This is a genomic window from Vibrio sp. NH-7 (genome assembly GCF_053643215.1).
In genome coordinates, this window is record NZ_CM132188.1 from 606295 (window position 1) to 627013 (window position 20719).

Annotated in this window: 16 protein-coding genes, 2 tRNA genes and 1 pseudogene; 10 read left to right on the plus strand and 9 right to left on the minus strand. The window is 43.7% G+C overall.

Features of this window, described 5'->3' with window-relative positions:
- Positions 1–35: 35 nt before the first annotated feature.
- The 4 genes from ACUALS_RS16925 to ACUALS_RS16940 form a co-directional block, all read right to left on the minus strand.
- A complete protein-coding gene (locus ACUALS_RS16925) occupies positions 36–1166 on the minus strand; it encodes a dihydrolipoamide acetyltransferase family protein (RefSeq protein ID WP_454449943.1) in 1131 nt (376 codons plus the stop codon).
- Positions 1163–2146, minus strand: coding sequence for an alpha-ketoacid dehydrogenase subunit beta (locus ACUALS_RS16930; protein WP_038193042.1), 984 nt, complete (start codon positions 2144–2146; stop codon positions 1163–1165). The genes ACUALS_RS16925 and ACUALS_RS16930 overlap by 4 nt, the downstream gene beginning before the upstream one ends.
- Positions 2139–3230: a pyruvate dehydrogenase (acetyl-transferring) E1 component subunit alpha gene (pdhA, locus tag ACUALS_RS16935; RefSeq protein WP_454449944.1), complete on the minus strand. Its 1092-nt coding sequence runs from the start codon at positions 3228–3230 to the stop codon at positions 2139–2141. Before pdhA ends, ACUALS_RS16930 begins: the two co-directional genes overlap by 8 nt.
- Positions 3231–3671: 441 nt before the next feature.
- On the minus strand, positions 3672–5222 hold the full coding sequence (locus tag ACUALS_RS16940) for an alanine/glycine:cation symporter family protein (RefSeq protein ID WP_454449945.1): 1551 nt from the start codon (positions 5220–5222) through the stop codon (positions 3672–3674).
- 543 nt (positions 5223–5765) lie between these two features.
- Between ACUALS_RS16940 and ACUALS_RS16945 the strand changes: the two genes are divergently transcribed.
- The 6 genes from ACUALS_RS16945 (at position 5766) to ACUALS_RS16970 (ending at position 11523) form a co-directional block, all read left to right on the plus strand.
- Positions 5766–6305 (plus strand): DUF3332 domain-containing protein, encoded by a 540-nt coding sequence (locus ACUALS_RS16945; protein WP_038193035.1) that lies wholly within the window; start codon positions 5766–5768, stop codon positions 6303–6305.
- Positions 6306–6500: 195 nt separating this feature from the next.
- A tRNA-Gly gene (locus ACUALS_RS16950) sits at positions 6501–6575 on the plus strand.
- Between the two features lie 23 nt (positions 6576–6598).
- A tRNA-Gly gene (locus tag ACUALS_RS16955) sits at positions 6599–6673 on the plus strand.
- Positions 6674–6749: 76 nt separating this feature from the next.
- A complete protein-coding gene (locus ACUALS_RS16960) occupies positions 6750–8078 on the plus strand; it encodes a tyrosine-type recombinase/integrase (RefSeq protein ID WP_454449946.1) in 1329 nt (442 codons plus the stop codon).
- 38 nt (positions 8079–8116) lie between these two features.
- On the plus strand, positions 8117–8545 hold the full coding sequence (locus tag ACUALS_RS16965) for a hypothetical protein (RefSeq protein ID WP_454449947.1): 429 nt from the start codon (positions 8117–8119) through the stop codon (positions 8543–8545).
- A gap of 416 nt (positions 8546–8961) precedes the next feature.
- Positions 8962–11523: an HD domain-containing protein gene (locus tag ACUALS_RS16970; RefSeq protein WP_454449948.1), complete on the plus strand. Its 2562-nt coding sequence runs from the start codon at positions 8962–8964 to the stop codon at positions 11521–11523.
- Between the two features lie 46 nt (positions 11524–11569).
- Here ACUALS_RS16970 and ACUALS_RS16975 read toward each other — a convergent pair.
- From ACUALS_RS16975 to ACUALS_RS16995, 5 genes and pseudogenes are all read right to left on the minus strand, one after another.
- Positions 11570–11956 (minus strand): annotated as a pseudogene (locus ACUALS_RS16975) (regulator).
- Positions 11949–12872, minus strand: a complete 924-nt coding sequence (locus tag ACUALS_RS16980) for an IS3 family transposase (protein ID WP_454450059.1) — start codon at positions 12870–12872, stop codon at positions 11949–11951. The pseudogene ACUALS_RS16975 and the gene ACUALS_RS16980 overlap by 8 nt, the downstream one beginning before the upstream one ends.
- Before the next feature lie 98 nt (positions 12873–12970).
- A complete protein-coding gene (locus ACUALS_RS16985) occupies positions 12971–13471 on the minus strand; it encodes a transposase (protein ID WP_454450060.1) in 501 nt (166 codons plus the stop codon).
- A 358-nt stretch (positions 13472–13829) separates the two neighbouring features.
- Positions 13830–14594, minus strand: coding sequence for a hypothetical protein (locus ACUALS_RS16990; RefSeq protein ID WP_454449949.1), 765 nt, complete (start codon positions 14592–14594; stop codon positions 13830–13832).
- 225 nt (positions 14595–14819) lie between these two features.
- Entirely contained in the window at positions 14820–15809 is a 990-nt protein-coding gene (locus ACUALS_RS16995) for a replication initiation protein (RefSeq protein WP_454449950.1), read from the minus strand.
- A gap of 802 nt (positions 15810–16611) precedes the next feature.
- Here ACUALS_RS16995 and ACUALS_RS17000 point away from each other — a divergent pair.
- The 4 genes from ACUALS_RS17000 (at position 16612) to ACUALS_RS17015 (ending at position 20706) form a co-directional block, all read left to right on the plus strand.
- Positions 16612–17505: a tyrosine-type recombinase/integrase gene (locus ACUALS_RS17000; protein ID WP_454449951.1), complete on the plus strand. Its 894-nt coding sequence runs from the start codon at positions 16612–16614 to the stop codon at positions 17503–17505.
- 384 nt (positions 17506–17889) lie between these two features.
- Positions 17890–18954, plus strand: a complete 1065-nt coding sequence (locus ACUALS_RS17005) for an HlyD family secretion protein (protein ID WP_454449952.1) — start codon at positions 17890–17892, stop codon at positions 18952–18954.
- Positions 18944–19948 (plus strand): DUF2955 domain-containing protein, encoded by a 1005-nt coding sequence (locus ACUALS_RS17010; RefSeq protein ID WP_454449953.1) that lies wholly within the window; start codon positions 18944–18946, stop codon positions 19946–19948. The genes ACUALS_RS17005 and ACUALS_RS17010 overlap by 11 nt, the downstream gene beginning before the upstream one ends.
- A gap of 77 nt (positions 19949–20025) precedes the next feature.
- Entirely contained in the window at positions 20026–20706 is a 681-nt protein-coding gene (locus ACUALS_RS17015; protein WP_454449954.1) for a hypothetical protein, read from the plus strand.
- The last annotated feature ends 13 nt before the right edge of the window (positions 20707–20719 follow it).

The following is a 20719-nucleotide window of genomic DNA, read 5'->3' on the forward strand; positions in this document are numbered from 1 at the left end:
AACGCCGAATTTTGATTCGGCGTTTTGTTGGAGTGCTATTTCTCGAGGTGTTCCACCAACTTTTTGGTAAAGCGCGCGGCTTCTCCTCCGGTGCAGGCTCTGTGGTCAAAGGTGATAGAAAGTGGCATTGCTTTAGTCATCACAGGCTGGTTGTTAACCACAGTCAGTTTATCGATGATTCGACCAGCGCCAATAATAGCCACTTGCGGCGGCGAAACGACGGGCGTGGCGTAAATACCCGCGATGGCGCCAAAATTTGACAAGGTTATAGTGGCGTGTTGCAGTTGCTCTCTGCCTATTTTTCGTTCTCGAATGCCTTTGACGGTTTCATTAAGCCACTGCCGGACTTGCTCCGGATTCTGCGTATCAGCGTGACGAAGTACCGGAACGTATAAACCGTGAGCACTATCGACAGCGATCCCGATGTTGACGGAGCTGTGCACGCAGCGCGTCATGGTATCGGCATCAAACCAGGCATTCAAAGCGGGTTCTTTTTGGCACGCGTAGACCACAGCTTGAATTAACCGAGAGGAGATGTCTTCGCCTTCTGGCCAATTGATTAAATTGGCTTCCTCAGTGATGGTGACAGAAGCGACATTGTGGTGGGATTCCGTCATGGTAGAGACCATAGTGCGACGCGCCCCTTTGAGCACTTCGGTACCGGGCTGCTGCCTTCCTGCCTCATGATAGATATCATCGTCGGTGATCAAGCCTTTATCACCTGTACCTTCAATGCTATCAATATTCACGCCGAGTTTTTTTGCCAATAAGCGTGCCGAGGGCATGGCGATCACGGGTGATGAATCATTGTGGTTGCTGTCATTCCCGACCCAAAAATTGTCCACGGCAACATGGTGAGCCGCTTGAGAAACATTGCCGACAACCGTTGCTGCGTCTGCCGTTTGAGTTGAGGCAACCGACACCGTGGCTTCGCTCTCTTCAATTTCCAACAACAGCGCGCCAATGTTGACGACGTCGCCTTCGTTCCCGTATCGCTTGATGATCGTGCCGCTATAAGGCGCAGGAACTTCGACAACCGCTTTGGCTGTTTCCACTGTTAATACGGTTTGATCCAACTCGACATGATCGCCTTCGCTGACATGCCATTCGATAATTTCTGATTCGGCTAATCCTTCGCCTAAATCGGGTAGTAAGAAGCGTTTCATTTCCAGCCCTCCACTAGCTCTTTGGCTGCTAAGACAATGTCTTGCTCTTGAATCATGAAGTAATCTTCATTTCGGTAATAGGGCATGATGGTATCCATCCCTGTGACCCGTTTTGGTGGTGCTTTGAGAATACACAACGCTTTTTCCGCCACCCGAGTAATGATCTCTGCGCCAACGCCGCCGCTTCGACTCGCTTCATGTACCACGAGCAGCCGTCCAGTTTTTTCCAGTGACTTTAATATGGTGTCCATATCGAGAGGTTTGATGCTTGCCAGATCGATGACTTCAACCTCAACCCCTTGTTTGGATAGGGTTTCGGCCGCTTGCAACGACTCAACAACGCACGCGCCCCATGTGACAAGTGTGATGTCGCGCCCTTTTCTTAACGTAAAGCACGTGTCGAGCGGGAGCGCTTCGCCGCTGTCGACCACCTCTGACTTGACGGTTCGATAGATGCGTTTGGGTTCAAAAAAGAGAATCGGATCATTACTGCGAATAGAGGCGAGCAACAAACCGTAAGCGCGCTGGGGCGAAGAAGGAATCACAACTTTGAAGCCCGGAATATGAGCGAACAAGGCTTCGATACTTTCAGAGTGATGTTCTGGGGCATGAATGCCTCCGCCAAAGGGAGCACGGAAGACCGCAGGGCAGGTGAGTCGGCCACGAGTTCGGTTGCGCATTCGGGCTGCGTGGCACATTAAGTGTTCCATAGCCGGAAAAACAAATCCTTGAAACTGGAACTCAGCAACAGGGCGCAAACCTTGGGTTGCCATTCCCACGGCTACACCACCAATCAACGCTTCTGCTAAAGGGGAGTCGATCACGCGTCGTAAGCCGAACTTCTCTTTTAAGCCTACGGTTGCGCGAAACACGCCGCCGTTATCACCGACATCCTCGCCAAGCACAATCACGTTGGCATCTTTTGCCATTTCGTGGTGGAGGGCGAGGTTGACCGCTTCAACGAGAGTCATTTCAGCCATGATGACCTCCTTGCATTAGCATTGCCTTGTTGATCAAAGCGTCTCGCTGTTCATTGAGTTCGACAGGGGCGGTTTCATAAAGGTAGTCAAACGCGGTTTCTGGTGCCTCGGGGACAATGCTCAGGTAGTTGGCAACGGCTTGCTCAACGGTTTCTTTGCATGCTTTGAGCCACGACTCATCTTGGCTTTCATCCCATGCACCCGTTTGGGAAAGGTGTTGTTTAAGGCGCGAAATGGGTTCATATTGCCACGCTTGTTTAAGCTCGTCGTCGCTGCGGTAACGAGTCGCATCATCTGCAGTGGTATGATCGCTAAGGCGATAACTGATCGCTTCAATCAAAGTCGGGCCTTTGCCTTTTCTTGCTCGGTCTAAGGCGGTAAGTACGGCATCATGCATAGCGACAATGTCGTTGCCGTCAACTGTTATTCCCTCGATACCTGCGCCCTTGGCTTTTTCGGCAAGAAAATCCGCCGCACACTGGAGCTGACGAGGGACGGAAATGGCCCATTGGTTATTGTTGACGACAAAGACCAAGGGTAAATTCCATGCTCCTGCGCAGTTTATGGACTCTAAAAAGTCGCCTTTGGAGGTTGCGCCATCACCACAGGTGACAAGAGCAACTCGGTGATTGCCTTCGATTTTCAGCGCGGAAGCGACGCCAACGGCATGGGTGCATTGAGTGGCAATCGGAACACAGAAAGGCAAATCTGCACTGGGTGTTCCATCTTTGGCGTTGAAATCACTGCCTCGTTCATCACCGCCCCAATACTGCAAATTTTTTTCCATCGGCACGCCGCGCACCCACATCGCTGGCATATCTCGGTAGTAGGGGATAAACACGTCGTTTGGGTGCATGGCATGACCAATGGCAACGCCATACGCTTCGGCGCCTAAGTGAGAGGGGTAGGTGCCCAGTTTGCCAGTGCGCTGGAGTGCGACGGCTTTGTTGTCGTAGGTTCGCGACATTACCATGTCTTTGTAGTACTGCGTTAGGGTTGCGGAATCTGCCCAGCTTGGTAGTTGATTGACAGATTCACCCAAATGGTCGATAAATCGCAGCATGGGTAGAGCTTGTACGTTCATCGGAATCTCCTTCATCGCCTTTGTCCGGTGGATCGCACCAAATCAAACGCATAGCTGACTAACGCCATGTTTCGGCTCTAGCCAAGGTAGATACCTTTGAGTGAGTCGTGGAGGTCTCATTTGAAACAAATTACCAAAGATGATTCTCACCACGTACTTTTCAACTGCCAATACACAACAATCTAGCAATGAATATTGGTATCTACGGTTTAAGGTAAGTGTAACCAATATGTTAAATTGTGCTTAATTTTGTCTTGAGGGAGAGAGTAAATCACGATTTACATTAAGTGATTTGTCAGCAGGAAGTGCCAGTTTGAAGGTTTTGGGTTCAATAGATATAGAGTTATTGCCTGTAATCGAAAGTATTGCCAGTAAATAAAATCAAACTCGTAAAAACAAAAACAGCAGGCCAAGACCTGCTGTTTTGCTAAGAGCTTGCCATTAAGACTCTGGCTGCTCCGTTAAGTTTTGCTTCTGTTGTACTTTGTACACTTTGCCCGCGTTGAAACGCTCTAGGTAATCCGCGAGATCACGTTTCACTTCAGGAACCAAGATGTATAGACCAACAATGTTCACAAGCGCCATCGCGAAGATCATTGCATCTGAGAAGTCGATAACAGGACCTAGGTTCATTGCTGCACCGATAACAACAAACACACAGAATTTCACCTTGAAGATAAGCTCTGCTGTTTTGCTCTCACCGAATAGGTAAGTCCACGCTTTCAAGCCGTAGTATGACCAAGAGATCATAGTAGAGAAGGCGAACAGAACAACCGCAATCGCAAGAACGTATGGGAACCAGCTAATTGCGCTACCAAATGCCGCTGAAGTTAGCTCAACGCCCGCAAGGCCGTGGTCAGTATCAAGGTAACCGGTAATGATGATAACCAATGCGGTCATGGTACAGATAACAACCGTGTCGATGAATGGTTCTAGTAGAGAGACAAAACCTTCAGACATTGGTTCTTTGGTTTTTACTGCTGCGTGAGCAATCGCCGCAGAACCGACACCCGCTTCGTTCGAGAACGCTGCACGTTTAAAGCCTTGGATAAGTACGCCGATAACACCACCCGCAATACCTTCACCAGTGAATGCACCGTGGAAGATTGCGCCAAATGCGTCATCAATCTTATCAAAGTTAATCAGTAGGATAACCAGCGCTGCACCAACGTAGATCGTTGCCATAAATGGAACAACTTTCTCAGTCACTTTCGCGATAGATTTGATACCACCGATGATAACGATACCAACGATAACCGCCAGGATCAGACCGAACAACCAGCCTTTGTCTGCGAAGAATGAAGCATCTCCACCCGTTACGCCCACAACCTGTTTGAACGCTTGGTTTGCTTGGAACATGTTACCGCCACCAAGAGAACCACCGATAGCGAACACAGAGAACAGCACTGCAAGAGTACGACCAAACGCTGCATTGCCGCGATTCGCCAGACCTTTGCTCAGGTAGTACATAGGGCCACCTGAAACGGAGCCATCAGGGTTTGTGTTTCGGTATTTCACACCAAGAGCACACTCTACAAACTTACTGGACATACCAAGTAGGCCGGCAAGTATCATCCAGAATGTTGCACCTGCGCCACCAATAGAGACAGCGACCGCAACACCTGCGATGTTACCTAGACCAACGGTGCCCGATAACGCCGTTGTTAGAGCTTGGAAATGGGATACTTCACCATCTTCTTTTGCTTTTGGATCAGAGAATTTACCAGACACCAACTGCACCGCGTGCTTGAAGCCGCGAACATTGATGAAGCCAAGGTAAAACGTGAAGAAAAGAGCTGCTACAACCAACCAAAGAACGATCCACGGCACCTGTACGTCAGTAAAAGGGAAAGGAATGGTCGAGAAGATCATTCCTACAAATGGGTTGACGATGGGTGCTACTACTTCGTTGATCTTGTCATCCAAGTTGGAAGCCGCAGCGCTACCTGCAAATGTGCTCGCCAAAAGGGCAAGCGAGAGACGCTTTGTCATGCTTTTCCTGCCTGTGCATTAAAGTTTATATGAATAATGTTTATATGATGTTGTGTTTTGTTACATGTGTGTAACAACTGCTATTATTCATTTTATCTATTAGTTCGCAACATCTTTGTCGGAAAACATGACTTAGAAAACAGTTCTGATTTTTACTAACAATGATCGGTAATTTTAAACTTTTTCACTGGTTTTATGTGTTTATGTAGAGATATAGACCAATAATAAGCCGATGGCGTGATGCATTATTTTTAACATTTGCATGGTTGATAAAACTATCTGTTTATAATTTAACCAGACAACAGCCAGTTTTTTGGCGTATTTATTAGTGATTTGTATATAACAAATATGTTGTCAGGTGCACATTGGGTGATGAATCCGATTTCTTGGGTGAATGAGAGATTTTTCTGGATTGGTTGCAAAATAAGCTATTAAAAACAGAGCCTTAACACAGTTAAGTTTCTGTCAAATGTGGAGTGGGGGAGATTGATTATAAATGATTGAGGAGTAGGATGCGCGCCATCTTAATTAAGGGTAAATATTATGAAATCGAATGCTATTAAAATGGCGGTTGTTGCGGGTCTTGGATTAACCTCACTAACGGGTTGTATGGGACAAATGGGCATCACGGGTATGGTCTCTAAATTCAACCTAGAAGTGGTTGATAACCGTTATGGTCGTGAAGGCATGTTCCTACTTCTTTCACCGGTTTACGGTATCGCTGGTGCAGCAGACTTATTTATTTTTAACGCAGTTGAGTTCTGGACGGGCAAAAACCCAATTACCGGTAAGTCTCCTGCGGTAGTGGATATGCCGACAAAAAACTACATCAAGGTCAATGATCAACTCGACAGCTCGCTAACCACAGTACCGCTGGCGAACAATGGCAACATCGAAAAAGCGACTATGCATCAAATCGATGAAAATACCATGCAGATGGACATCTCATACATCGATGGTACGACTCAAGTCCTTCGCGGTGAAAAGGCAAGCGATAGCGTTGCGTTTTACCTAAATGATCAACATGTGACGACAGTATCGAACGAAGAGTTGAATCAGTACATCGCAGCAGCGAACATCTAATTCACGCTGGCACCTCCCGCCTAGTGGAAGGTGCCTCACTCAATTGGCTGAGATCTTGTCGGTGAAAACAAAATCAGCAGAGTGACGTCAAATATAGACCGAAGTGGTGATCAAATCACCAGTCAAACCAAATGCGTCAAAAAAGACTTTTCTTTTCAGTTATCTGTGGCATATTGAAACGGTCTTCACGATGATGCGTGCATCGTATAATGGCTATTACCTCAGCCTTCCAAGCTGATGATGCGGGTTCGATTCCCGCTGCACGCTCCAAGACATCGCAACATCATTTCTATGCGTACTTCGTATAATGGCTATTACCTCAGCCTTCCAAGCTGATGATGCGGGTTCGATTCCCGCAGTACGCTCCAAAATTCTTCAATAATTTCAAAGATTTACATCAATTTTTAGCAATTCCAATTGGCAGTGATACGACAAGGTGTCACGATGTACATTTTTCGAAATCGTAATTCTACCTACTATTCTCGTTTTTACTTTCCCTCTCAATGGGTTAACTTTGGATACCCAAAAGAAGTGCGTTTTTCCTTGCGTACCAAGGAACGCTCCATCGCTATAGATCGATCTTTAGTTCTCCTTCAGTCTGCACGTTCAATGGTCGGTGGGACAATCCCTGATGCAAACGTTAGAGATTTCGTCTCGGCACTCAAAGAGACGATCAGTTCCATAGTAAAAAACGGTTTTGTGGAATCTGCTGAAATGGCACCTAGCCTGATTGGTACGACACAGCCAGCAACTATGGAACCGAGTTCCATTTCCTCTAATGTAGGCCCTTCTGTTTCAGAGTTATTAAGCGAGTTCGTTGAATACAAACAGCTTGAAGGTGTTAAGCCCAAAAACGTTGATCTGCTTAGCTCCAGAATCAATAACTTTTTCGAAAGCCAAACCGTTAACCCCGATTCTGTCACTCCTCGTCACGCTAGTGCATTTCTTAAAAGCCTTTATGGTCGAGGGCTATCAGCCAAGACTGCACGGGACTATCTCGCAGCGATTCGGCAGTTTTATAGCTGGATGATTACAATGGAGTACGCGACTGTTAATCCCTTTGAAAATGTTAGGGTCAAAAAGGACGTCAGGCTTCCTAGTGAACAGCGCAGTAGATGGAGTAGGGAAGAGCTAGTTAAGCTTTTCTCACATGACAACTTTGTTGGTGTAATCGGAACAAATGACTCACTAGTAAACTATCAGAAGAAGCTAGAAGATTATTGGATTCCGTATCTGTTATTGTTCACTGGGGCACGAGTGAGTGAAATCTGTCAGTTACGTACCGAAGATGTTCAAGAGCGAGAAGGTGTTTGGTGTATTAGCGTGAACGAAGATGAAGGTAAGACTGTTAAAACTAAAGCGTCCATTCGCCATATACCGTTACACAAAGACTTACTCAATATGGGCTTCTTGAGTTATGTGAACTATCGTTACGGGGCTCGTAAGGATAAGTTATTTGATATTCGGCCATATGGCAAAACCATGTGTTGGTCAGAGCAGTTTGGTAAGCGTTTTACTAAGGTGTTAAAAGCTATCGGTTTTACAGGTTCTCAACGACCGACGTTGCACGGTTTGCGTCATACGTTTGTTGATTCTGCTCAGGCTATAGGTTTGCCTGAAAATGAGGTTTGTGAAATCGTCGGTCACGCAAAACAAAGCATGACATATGGAAGATATGGAAAACGCCTATCGTTGTTGAGGTTAAAGAGCTTGATAGATGAGATCGACTTTGGTTTTGTTCCAATTACCAAACAAGTTCACAGTCGGCCTTGAAGTGTTTGTCTCAAATTTTCTATTCTTTAAATAAATCTATGGATAATACAACTAGAGAATATGAATCATTTATCATGCAGAGTGAGCAAGAGGCGTTTAATCAGTACCTACGCCCTTACTTGATAGCGCATCATGAGAGCGCATCTAAACTCGAGTGTGCAGTAATCAGTAAAGTTTTTGCTGTTTATTTAGAGCTAGGTATCCTAAATGGAGAAGCATTAATAAACCAGAGCAAGTTTGCCGCTCTGGTATCTCGTAGATGCCGCGCACATTTGAGATCAGAGTCAGTTATAAAAACTTATATTTCCTCAGTTAAGCCAAGCGAAGAAGTCAGTATCAACGCGTCTCAACTAGCTTTCAGAATAGTGAAAGAGATCGAAGAGTTAATTCTCAACGAAAGTCGCCACAGAGACTCTACTGTGGTTGGGCGTATGCCTGATCTAGAACTAGGGTACTTGGGTAACTAGTCAGAGCTATGCTACAAAACGACTTTTGTCCTGAACAAGTTACAGTTGGCACTTTCTACTTTGAAGTGTCCAATTATCAGCTAGGGTAAATACCCATTCACACCCTGTTTGCGGGCTATTGCCCTACTAAAAGTTATCCATTCATCTAACTATGCTCGCTGTACATCACCTTGCTGTGTTGCGGGGTAAATTCCACCATTATTTGCCTGTTAACTTTTAAACTCACATTCCATATGCAACTTAATTATATTGTTGATACTATTAGCTTTGGTATTTGGTTTTACAATTTTACTTCGGTACAGTTTACTAACAACAAAGATAGAGCGATAAACAAGAGTTCTTTACGCTATCGAATAGTGTAAGGGGCTAGGTTTACGGTCAATACTTACCACTTTAACTTCTATAAGGAGCAAGGCTTGTCTATCGATAGAATTGCATACACGGGACTTTGGAAGCGAACCCTTGAGCCACAGGGTGATGATTACGAAACTAAGCGCGAAGAGCTGCGTTCTTCTTTCGTTAATTTTCGGGAAAAAGCACAACATTTGGTGTCTAACATTTCAGGTGTATTACCGGGCTTAACACAACATGACATCAGCCACTTGGACGCTCTGTGGGAGGTTGCTGACCTTATCTGTGGTGATGACTATCCCTTAAACCCACTTGAAGCATATGTTTTTGGCGGTGCAGTTTTATTACATGATTCAGCATTATGCTTTGAAGCGTACGAGAATGGTATTGAAGGCGTTCGCCAAACAACAATATGGAAAGATTCCTTGGCAAGTCTTCCTGAAGGTATGGACTATGATGAAGCGAAAAAGATAGCAGATTTTTCTGCTTTAAGGGCACTTCATGCAAGTCAAGCGGAAAAGCTTACAGAGATTAGTTGGGAAGACCCTAGTACTGGGCAAAGTATTTATTTAATAGAAAATAGTACGTTAAGAAAACATCTTGGAAAGCTTATTGGACAAATAGCCGCAAGTCATCACTGGTCAATTGAAGAAGTAGCTAGCAAACTCCCCCATCAAGTGAATGTGCTACCTGGTTTCCCTAGAGATTGGCGTATAGATCCAATCAAAGTTGCCTGTATGGTTCGTTGTGCAGACGCTGCACACATAGATAGCGAGAGAGCTCCCGACTTTTTGCACGCATTGATAAAAAGAAGAGGAATATCTTTTGACCATTGGCAAGCCCAAAATAAGTTAGCATCTGTTGATATAGACCAATCAGATACTTCTGGCTCTACCTTACTTTTCACCTCGACCCAAAGATTCTTAGAACATGAGTCTGAATCATGGTGGGTTGCTTTTGACACAGTCTGTATGATTGAAAAGGAACTTAGGTCTTCTAACGCTCTATTAGAGTCTAAGCAGATTAAAACTCCGCAATTCAAAACGAAGCGGGTTAAGGGTGTCGAATCTCCGGAACTAATGGCTAATTATATCCAAACGGAAGGTTGGAACCCATGTATGGCAGAAGTTCATGTTGGGAATATTGAACGTCTTGTAAATGCTTTAGGAGGGGAAAAACTGTATGGCAACAGTTGTGATAAATTTGAAGTCATCACAAGAGAACTGATACAAAATGCACGTGACTCGATCCATGCAAGAAGAACAATCGAAGAAGGATTCGTGGGACGAATATCTATACATCTCAAGAGGGACACTGATGGTTGTTGGCTTTACATAGAAGACGACGGTGTTGGTATGTCTAAAAGGGTGTTAACAGGCCCGCTACTTGACTTCGGTACAAGCTTTTGGACGTCATCATTAGTTCAATCTGAATTCCCGGGCTTACGTTCTTCCAAATTTAAATCTGTTGGTCAGTTTGGCATCGGTTTTTATTCTGTTTTCATGGCTGCAGACAAAGTAACTGTCTCTAGTAAGCCATGGAATGGAGGTACTTCAGATGTATGGCAAATAAACTTTAAGAACGGACTGTCTTTACGTCCTCTTTTGAAAAACGAGCTACCTAATGATTTTAAAGCAAGTGTTTCTACACAAGTAAAATTACATCTAAAAGCGTCCCCATTTTCCGACGGAGATTTGATAGAAGTTAAGCGTAATCTAGCAAAGACTACAAACTTCAACGTTCATGTTAAGGATTATCTATCTGCCATTTGTACTGCTTTAGACGTTCCAGTCTACTTGAAGATTGATGAGCAAGAATACTCTGAAATACATCCTGATGTCAGAAAGGAGGAGAGTTATTTTGATTGGCTAAAGAGAATTTCATTTGCAGAAAGTCAGCCTTCAGAGGTTTTGAGCGCCGTTGAAACGCATTCGAAGAGGCTAAGGCCAATAATTGATGATGATATTTGGCATGGTCTAGCGACAATCTCCATTATGCCTGACAATCAGCAGAACTTCATGAGTATGAGAACGGTAGGAAATTTAGCGAGCAATGTACATTGCAGGAGTGGTGACGATTTCATTGGATACATAAATTATTTACCACAATCAGCGAAGAGAGAAGGGCAGGGTTACACAGCTTCGGAAGCTGCCATTCGTTCTTGGGTAGAAGGCCAAGTTGAAATATTAGAAAGTGCGGGACTGACTTCATGGGAGCGTTGCCTTTTAGCATATAGCCTGTGCAACTTCGATTATGACCCGATCAATGTGGGGCATGTGCTTGTTTCTAGAAATGGAGATCATCAAATATGTTCGTTCGATACTCTAGCAGAGATTTCTAAAGATGAAGAAATAGTATTTATAAAATCGGATAACTCAGACCATGTGGAGACTCACGTCAATATCACCTCAATTGACGGAAAAGTATTGATCAGACCTTTGCGAAATTCAAAGTTCCTTTCTCTTAGCCGTAAAGATGATGTACCCGAGAATGAATTTACATTGTTGGGATGCCTTTACCGAGCGATAAAAAATTTAGGTAGAACGCCTAAAATAACGATCGAAAAAGACATAGGTGAATCGTACTTCGGGAGATGTGACGGTTTAATTGTTACGAGCGATGCATAAACGCTGGCAATACAAGTATATAAAGGCTCCGCTCGGAGCCTTTATATTACATTATGTTTTTCAATGCTCTCGCATACTTTAGGATCTGGTGAGCGATTTCGATATAATTTGAAGCACCCAACTCTAACTATACAACGCCTACCAAAACTTACTGAGCCGTAATCAGTGGGTCATACCTCATTACGAAGTCTTTCCCAATCATCGCAATTGCACAGTTCTCTGTCCTTGTTCGTGTACATCAGCCCTTTACACTCCGGTTGAATAGTTTTTCGCATATCCCAGACTTCAATCTCTCTCTCAATTTTCAAGCAAAGTTCAGTCACTTGTTATATGGTTGAACCGCATCTAAATTCACGAAAATATAGTCTCCGGTAATTTTGTGATACCGGCGTTTTTCAAGGTAGTTGTCATCATTTGCTTGCTTATTAAGCAGCTTCTCTTTCTGGATTTAGGTGAACTTCACCAACTGGCTTACAGTTCCTGATATCACCAGGCCTCCGTTGTTTTGCAGCGAGTAATACCTCAGCACGGCGCTTCAAGATATCTTCATCTTTTCCACTATGACGCTGTGAAGGCGTGACATAATTTAGCTTACTGTGCTTGTGCTCGGTGTTGTACCAGCGTACGAAGGCTTCAACCCAACTGCGACTGTTGTCGAAAGTTTCAAAGCCCTTTGTCGGCCAGTTTGGCATGTACTTTACTGTGCGGAACAACGATTCTACATACGGGTTATCATCACTGACTCTCGGGCGACTATACGATGAGGTAATGCCTAACTCATCCATCTTCGCTTTGAATGTTAACGACTTCATAGGCGCACCGTTATCTGAGTGAAGAACCAGCGGTTGATTGAAGCACTGCTCTCGCATCAACGTTCGTTGCAGGAGTTGTGATGCTAACTCACCGCACTCATGTTCATACACCTCATAACCCACGATTTTTCGGCTGTAGATATCCTCTATGACGTACAAATAGTAATGCTGACCTCGAACTTTTGACGGTAAGTAAGTGATATCCCATGTGTAGACTTGATTCGAGCCTGTCGCCGTATAACTCGTTGGCTTCGCTTGCTTTTGTCTACTCTTCTGACGGCCTCGGTTGTTAAGTTGTCCTTGTTCACTCAGTATCCGATAATAGCTCGATTCTGAGGCGATATATTCACCTTTATCAAGCAGTGTCGGTACGATTTGAGTCGGAGGTAAACTCGCGAACTCTGGGCGGTTACATACCTCGATAATCGCATCACGCTCTTGTTGTGAGAGCTTGTTAGCAGGCTCTGGTCTGGCACAGGTCTGTCTTTTATCCGCCCGAACTTCTCCTTGTTGATACCATCGGCGATACGTTCTCACGTCAATTTGAACCTCATGACAAGCCTGCTCTGAGCGGCAACCACTTTGCTTGGCATCGTGGATAAGCGCAATCAGGTGCTGCCTTTCATCGGTTGAGGTTAGTCGTCCTCTGGCTCTTCCCCGTAAAAGGCTCTGAGCTTTTTTCGCAGAACCAACAGGGCAGCCGTTTCAGCGAGCGCCTTTTCTTTGTGGCGTAACTCCTTCTTAAGCTCTTTAATTTCAAGCTTATCCGCTTTGGCCTGCTTCTTTGCTTCCGCTTCCCGCTCCTTACTCGACATGAAACCTTGCATACATTCGCTGCGCCAGCTTTGGACTTGGTCAGGAAACAGTCCTTTTTCACGACAATATTGGCTGAGTTCGTTCTCGGTCATCGAATAAGTCTCGGCGACGATGGCAAGTTTAGTTTGAGCAGACCACTGCTCTGATGAAGTGTTGCTATTTGGCACTGCGGCTCCTGAACGTCTGAGTTGCTGCCGCCAATGATATAGGGTCGCGGTGCTAATGCCTTCTTCTTTTGATAGTTGGCTTACTGACATTGAGTATGGAGGCAGTAGTTTCTTCAGTATGGCTTCTTTTCTTTCTGCTGGAATACGAGACACAATTCATTCTTACCGCCCCAAACTGGCTAAATTTTAACAGTGACAACAATCCTGCCAGAGGGGGATACTGCATGGAATTGTCCCTCAAGCGAGGGGAATTTTATAAACAAAGGGTATTCGACGTGAGCATAAGCACATAAAATGTGCACTGTACGCAGGCATATGAACTGGAAATATTTGTCTTATAAAACATTATTAATAAATTGCTAATGTTCAACTTTTAGTAAAGCATCTTTGTCCATTTCTGAATTTTAACCAGAAAATTTTCTGGACTACCTAGTCGCGACTTAAAAGCTCATGTGCAGTTTAGTCAGAAGTAGTACGGCTTCTGTTTGGATGTACTACCAAAACTAGTAATTCATAAACCACGTTTCTTAACTGTGGTTTTGACTACCGCTAGCTTACGTTGCTGCTGTAACGAGAGGTTGTATTCCTCAATTCGAACTAAGTTTCTTTTGATTCTGTTGAGCTGTCGTTGCTCCTGCTTGAAGTCGCCTTCTAGTTTGGCTTTCGTCCACTTGTCACTCTGCGTTTGGATCTGCTTAATCAGTTTTTCTATCTCGAGCGTTTCTAACGAATTCTGATGTTGGTACAGCCAAGTGCTTAGTCTACGTCCTCGTTCTTTTTCAACAACATCATATAGCCGATAATCCATGTTGGCATGCTTTAACGTCGCGAGGCTAAAAGCTTGCTTGATGACTTTGGTAGCCTTCTTCTTTTGAAGTTCTTTTAATACGCGACTGCCAACGACTTTGCCAATAATCAGATGGACATGATCACCACTGCCTCTTTTTCCATCTTGCTTCTGTTGATGTAGTACTGCTCTAATCTGCTTTTGAAAGGCTTTGAGTTCCTCTGCGTTTAGATCGCATAGTTTAGCTAATGCAATACAGCAGTCTTTTACAATTAACCGCCACTGATGAGTCGAGGGACGATATCCTTTTGGAAGGGTAAGGCAGTACTCCATTGCATAGCTTGTTAGAGGTCTACCACCTTTGCCGCTAGTTACTTGCATTAATCGAAATGCCTCACCCGCAAGCGCTATTTTTCTTGTCGTGGCGGCGTTACCGAAAATTGAAACTAGCCGTTCTGTATTTCGATGATTATTGTGGCGCTTATCCATTAAATAGCGCTCTCGGTGGGAGACACCTAATGAAGAGTTTTTGACAGGCTTGGTTATAACGCTCCAGTTTTTTAGCATGAGTGGTGTTTTAAAAAAGGATATTAAAAATATCCTTTTTTTCAAACAAACATGAGGGTTGCTATGATTGTTGTGTAGTGTCCAGATAGGACTATAGCTACGCTTATATTAGTCCACTGGCAAGAAGGGGAGCCCTTCTTGACTACCCTAAAAGCTCTTTTTAAACAATTCGCTACCACCTTCTTGGGTATGACTAAGATTCGTTTCTTCCATAAGAAGAGGAACTAGCCGCACAGAGGAAATCGAAGGTCTACCTTTAAAACCGATAGATAGAGTTGAAGTTTCTAGTTTGTATTTTATGCCAACCACCTTCGCAATTTCCTCAAGAGCGGGCTTAATACCTTTGTTAATAAATAGGGTAGGCCTTTTTCGGTAAGAATCTGGTAAGTCGCCCAGAAGCGACATGAATTCATCTATGTCAAAGGCTTTTGAATGTTTTGCATTCATGTATCCTCCGTTGTTATGGTAGTAGTTAACTAACTTAAAGAGCTTTAAGCTCAGCTTTAGTTTTAATCGTCGGGCTAGCTCTACGCTATACATTTTGAAACCATGAACGCCTATTACATAAGGGACAAAGTCTGAATTAATAACAAACTTAATGTACCCATTGCCTTTTTCAATGCTCTCAAAAGGCTTTAAAGTGACTGTCGACGGCTTAGGTTTTACTAGTCCTTTAGACGGGGTTTGTTCATGTTCAAATTGGAGTTCTTCAATATCCCCCGGAAAGAACTTTTCCCAAAGTGTTATTTCTTTTTCTTCTAGTTTGTCTATCTCTTTAAGTCTAGACATCTTTCCACCCAAACCTAGGTATTCACATACTATATTGTTGGGTATGAAAACACTTCGATAATCGCTATGACGATAAATTTCTCTAATCATCTTAAAAGTGACTGAACATTCAGACAAAGACGATTCTCCATTTTCGCTTACTTGAAATACCTCTTCATCATAGAGAGGGAATAGATGTAGTTGAGATATTACGATGTCAAATAGCTTTTGTTCTTGAGAAGTGTAATGGTGTATCGCAAAAGCTAACTCGTTTGAATAGGTTACTTTGCTAGAGTCAATATTGGTCGAAAGATGACCTATAGGCATGTGTGGGGATTCTGTCGTGAATATTGGATGGTATTTTGTCATTAACTTTAGTCCAGATATATTGGGTAAGAAATATTTTTATGGATACGTCCGAGTTATTGCAATGTAGATCTGCGGGAAAAAGCGCGGTAATTAGGATGATTTGGTTATTGACAAGTCGAATTTTATCATTAACGCCTTATGGGCAGGAATTCTCTAAAATAAGGCAATGCGTGACTTTAATCGGGCAATATGTGTTTTTTCTTGGCAGAAAATGACTTTAATCAGGCAATTTTTCTCTAAAATAATTATGAAATCAACGTATGCGTATGAATTTAAAGTATATTTTTTGGGTTTTGATGACTAAAGAGTTTTTAAGAGAAAATTAAGAGTATCAAGTGAATTTGATCCAACCCAAAGACAGGTCTTTTGGGAGGTGGGTTATTAGATTTGTTTCTTATGGTTCCATCCTTCCTATATTATTTGTTCAGTCTATATTCGTCGCTACGCTCTCAGATTTTGTGATTTTCGGTTCTGTTTGTATGTTTTTTAGACACTTAAATTACCTCTTGAACGAATGTTCTGATGAGTAGTAAATGCATTACTTTAGTAACTGAATGAAACTGAAGCAAAAATTTTAGTCAAGGTGGCTGTCAATATAATTCGTCATATTTACCATAGGAAAACTGTAAATTATTTATCTTGCTACATAGGTTTTTGGTAAATATTATTTTCTCAAGCGTAAACATTTATACAGAAAGGTTTTGTTGTGAGGGAATCTAGAATTTCATTTAGAACGTCAGTTAATAACTATGTTAGTTCTGAGGAGTTTTCTAAACTTGCTAAGTCTACGGCTCGTGGTTATATGGATGCCGCTAAAATACTAGTTCGTCATTTCTCTACGGTGAAAACTAAAGATATATCTCACGAAGATCTTACCTTTTTTCTAAAGTACTATATGGATGAGTTAACGCCTTTTGGCAAGAGTGGCTACTCAAAAAGCACTAGGAAAAATGTAAAGTCTGTCTTCAAACAAATATATGACTATCACGTTGAGAAAAAGTTTATTAAACGCAAGATTGATTTTTCATCTATTAAGGTGACATATGGGACTGCAAGGGTTCCTCGCGTTCCGTATGATAAGAAAACTATTGATGAGTTGAGGAATTCGGTAGAATGCAGACATGATTCTAGTGTGTTTGATTTATTTGAGCTGGGAACATGTACTGGAATGAGAGTACAAGAATTGCTGGGTTTATCCGATTCTGACCTGACGGAATTTTCAGACGGTGAATATGCGATTTGCATCGAGCGAGCTGTCGTTGAGCGTCAAGTTAAATCGACTAAGAACCAAGAATCAGAAAGAAATTTATATCTTTCTGAAAAGGCGAAAAATATAGTGTTCAAACACATTGGTGATAAACAGGCTTTGAATATCACGACTACTGCTCTTATGGGAGATGGTAGACGTGCGTTGTTTATTAATTACAAGAATAAAAAACCGTGGACGAGCTCCAGTGAGTACTACAAAGAACTAGCGCTACTGTTTAAAAAAGCGGGCCTTGAAAAAAACTATAGAGGCTTGCATCCAACACGACACACTTTTGCGACTAATGCCAAGATAGTAGGTATGCGTGAAGATTTGATTAGTGAATACTTAGGGCATTCGAATACTGAAACGATGAAAAAACACTACATTCACAAAAAGTCTATTGTAGTAGGTCGGATGTCAAAAGAGCCCCTAAACAGTTTAGGCTAAGCACCCAAATGGGTGCTTTTTTTGTCGCGGAAGAAACGTTTGCCAAGTGTCACGATTTAGTGATACGTTTGAGGCTCAATTTGCCACTTTCTGTCTTTTGGTTTTTTATCTAACGTATTGTAAATTAAAGTGAAATTTCAGTGGTTTGTGATGTGTTACGCGGGTTCGATTCCCGCAGTACGCTCCAAAATTTCCAATCTTTATCGCTTTCAAAATCACACTAACAGCTCGTTGTAGATTGACTGAATCGCGCCCTAAATGTACTTGGCTTCTTATTAAAAAATACGGCAACTTCGAGTAATTTAGGCTAAAAGTATGCCTTTTAATGGCAACAAATTTGTTCTGAGAGTACAGTATTGGCAAGTTAAATTTGATGAGTTTGCCATGTCTTCTGCAGAAAAATCCTCACGTAAGTTAAGTCTCTATATCATTTGTACCGTTCTTACGGTTTGGTTATACAGCCTATGGTCGGATCGCGTTACTCCGATTACCACAGACTCTAAGGTGCATACCTATTTGGTACGAATCGCACCAGAAGTGTCGGGCAACATTGTTTCCGTTGATGTGAACGACAACCAAGTGGTCGAGCAAGGCGAATTGTTGTTTCGCATCGACCCGCGAAACTATGAGATTGCATTGGCATCGGCGCAAGCAAACTTAGCAATAGCAGGGCAAAATATTGGCGCAAGCACCGCTGCTGTAGAGGTTGCACAGGCTAAGGTAGTCGATGCGTTGGCTGCAAGAGATAATGCCAGAGAGCAAGCAAATCGAACCAAACAGCTTGCTGCTCGAGGAGTGTTAAGTCAGTCTGATCTTGATAATGCTAATGAAGCAAAAGAGCGCGCTCAAGCGTCGTTGGATGCGGCGCAAGCCTCGTTAGTTCAAGCGAAACAAAACCTCGGTCCTACAGGTGAAAACAATCCACAAATTTTGGCAGCAATGGCGAGTTTAGAGAAAGCTGAACTGGACCTAAGGAAGACGGAAGTTGTCGCGCCATCAAGAGGTGTTGTGACTAACATGCAATTGACCACGGGTCAGCATGTTTCTTCTGGTGCGCCCGTGCTGACGTTTATCGACCCGAGAAATGTCTGGTTGTCTGCTCTTGTGCGTGAAAATTCGATGGAGTACATCAAGCCGGGTCAACGCGTAAAAATTGTTCTGGACGCGCTTCCTGGTCGAGTGCTGTCTGGTAAAGTCGAGAGCATCGGTTGGGGCACGGGTGGAAGCAATAGCATCGATCCGGAAACGGGCTTTCTGAATGCTAGTCAAGGCAATACAACGCCTCAGCGTTATCCTGTCAACATAGAGTTCGATAATCTTTCGGAACTCAGCAACATTCGTTACGGCTCTCAAGCTACCGTGGCGTTTTACACCGAGCAAAGTAGTTTCGGAGAGTTTCTAGCGGGTATCTGGATGAGAGTCGTGAGTATCTGGACTTATGTTTCATAGTACCGCGAACCCGATCATTCGGTTGGTCATTGCACCGACTCTGTTGCTCTTTTATCAGATTGCACAAGGGGCCGTTCTGCCAGTTCTTGCCCCGTTGTTTGTGGTGATATTTTTGACCATCATGCCGATGAGACCGCCAGTGAGTATGATGGCTAAATTGTTTGTGTTAATCGCAGTAACGAGTTTAGGCGTTCTTCTTGTTGGGCAAGTGCTGGTGGACTCTCCAACTGGCTTTGGTCTTTTCTGTTGGTTAGCGCTGTTTTGGAGCTTTTATCGCAGCCATAATGATCCCAAGGATATGCTGGCGACGTTTCTGTTTTTGTTTATTGTCATCACGTTTACCGTAAACCTACAGTTTCATATCGCCGTCACCTACTTACCTTGGCTCATATTGGAAACCTTCCTGATTGCCATCGCTGTCACTTATGTGAGTTTCATTCTGTTTCCTGGTGATGAAAAGGAGGTGCTACCAGACGAGCAGGACATGGATGGAGCACAGACCCATATCGGGTTGATCTTGTTTAAAGCGACTACAGTATTGATCGCGATGTACCTTTTGGTGGGCACGGGCAGCTCTCAAACATTGTTAATTGCCATCACCCTTGGAAGCATGATTAAAATTCCAATATCGAGGGACCAGAGAATTTTTCGTAATAATCGTTTGGTGGCGACCTTGGTCGGTATTCTCGCTACATTACCGATTATGATTGCTCACTCGATATTGATGATGCCGACTTGGGCAGTTTTTGGTGTGAGTTGCTTTATGGGGCTTCAGCTTGCGAGTTTTGCTATTCGTCGTCAATGCCGCTTAAGCGTTTACCAACTCCTTTTTACCAATTTTATCGTTTTGCTCAATCAATTACTCAATTACCAAGGAAGTGAACCGCTCAACGCAGAGTTTATGCGTTTTGTCTCCATTGCTATCGCGATTGTAATTGCGACGGTGATTCTCAACCTGACGAGAGTGAAGCCGACCAGCGCGGACAACACGTAGTCACTTTACCTGAGTCACATCTGCGCTATCTTTCTGATATGATTGGTCAACCATAAATTGAACTCGCCAATGTCAGGATGATTAAATTACTCATTGATAGCGCCAGCTTTCTTCGCTCACATCGCGGTCCTATTTTCACTATTGTGGGGCCGTTCTTCCTTGCCATGTCGGCGTTTGGCGCGTACTTGAACACCACCGAACAAGATAATGTTTTGTTGTTTTCTCTCTATTTGGCGGTCTACGCACTTGGGCAAGCATTTTATGTTTGCCGATTGATCAAGTACATGGCATCCGTTGTGACGGGCAGCAAACCAGAGTTGTCTGTTTCTCTTTATGAATGGTTGCGTCTGTTTTGTGTGCATTTGATGTATGGTCTTGCTGTTTTAGTCGGCTTGATGGTGCTCATTATTCCCGGGATTTATTTATCCGCTCGCTATGGATTTGCGGAGTTTGAATCTGTACTCAATAAGCGAACGCCTTTTGAAGCGATGAGCAGCAGTTGGGGGCAAACACAATCTTACACCTCGACATTGATGCTCGGTGCTCTGGCGATTGGCGGCGGTGGTTTGGTGATGGATTTGCTGTTATCTGCGCCAGATGGGGCGGGGTTCAATCACCTTCTTATTTCAGGATTGATTGCTGAGCTTGTCTCTTCCATTGTGGTGGTTTTGATGTCGGTATTTTATTTCCGAGTCTATGTGTCGAGCTTGGATTTTGGCGATAACGGCGAGAGCGAAGCCCGTATTTCTGGTTCTTAGTTGAGGTAACAGG

Excerpts from the sequence above, each read along its gene's own strand:
- ACUALS_RS16960 (WP_454449946.1), top strand. The coding sequence starts at position 6,750 with ATGTACATTTTTCGAAATCGTAATTCTACCTACTATTCTCGTTTTTAC.
- ACUALS_RS16940 (WP_454449945.1), bottom strand. The coding sequence starts at position 5,222 with ATGACAAAGCGTCTCTCGCTTGCCCTTTTGGCGAGCACATTTGCAGGT.
- ACUALS_RS17010 (WP_454449953.1), top strand. The coding sequence starts at position 18,944 with ATGTTTCATAGTACCGCGAACCCGATCATTCGGTTGGTCATTGCACCG.
- ACUALS_RS16925 (WP_454449943.1), bottom strand. The coding sequence starts at position 1,166 with ATGAAACGCTTCTTACTACCCGATTTAGGCGAAGGATTAGCCGAATCA.
- ACUALS_RS16990 (WP_454449949.1), bottom strand. The coding sequence starts at position 14,594 with ATGGATAAGCGCCACAATAATCATCGAAATACAGAACGGCTAGTTTCA.
- ACUALS_RS16945 (WP_038193035.1), top strand. The coding sequence starts at position 5,766 with ATGAAATCGAATGCTATTAAAATGGCGGTTGTTGCGGGTCTTGGATTA.
- ACUALS_RS17000 (WP_454449951.1), top strand. The coding sequence starts at position 16,612 with ATGGATGCCGCTAAAATACTAGTTCGTCATTTCTCTACGGTGAAAACT.
- ACUALS_RS16930 (WP_038193042.1), bottom strand. The coding sequence starts at position 2,146 with ATGGCTGAAATGACTCTCGTTGAAGCGGTCAACCTCGCCCTCCACCAC.
- ACUALS_RS17005 (WP_454449952.1), top strand. The coding sequence starts at position 17,890 with ATGTCTTCTGCAGAAAAATCCTCACGTAAGTTAAGTCTCTATATCATT.
- ACUALS_RS17015 (WP_454449954.1), top strand. The coding sequence starts at position 20,026 with ATGATTAAATTACTCATTGATAGCGCCAGCTTTCTTCGCTCACATCGC.
- ACUALS_RS16965 (WP_454449947.1), top strand. The coding sequence starts at position 8,117 with ATGGATAATACAACTAGAGAATATGAATCATTTATCATGCAGAGTGAG.
- ACUALS_RS16995 (WP_454449950.1), bottom strand. The coding sequence starts at position 15,809 with ATGACAAAATACCATCCAATATTCACGACAGAATCCCCACACATGCCT.
- pdhA (WP_454449944.1), bottom strand. The coding sequence starts at position 3,230 with ATGAACGTACAAGCTCTACCCATGCTGCGATTTATCGACCATTTGGGT.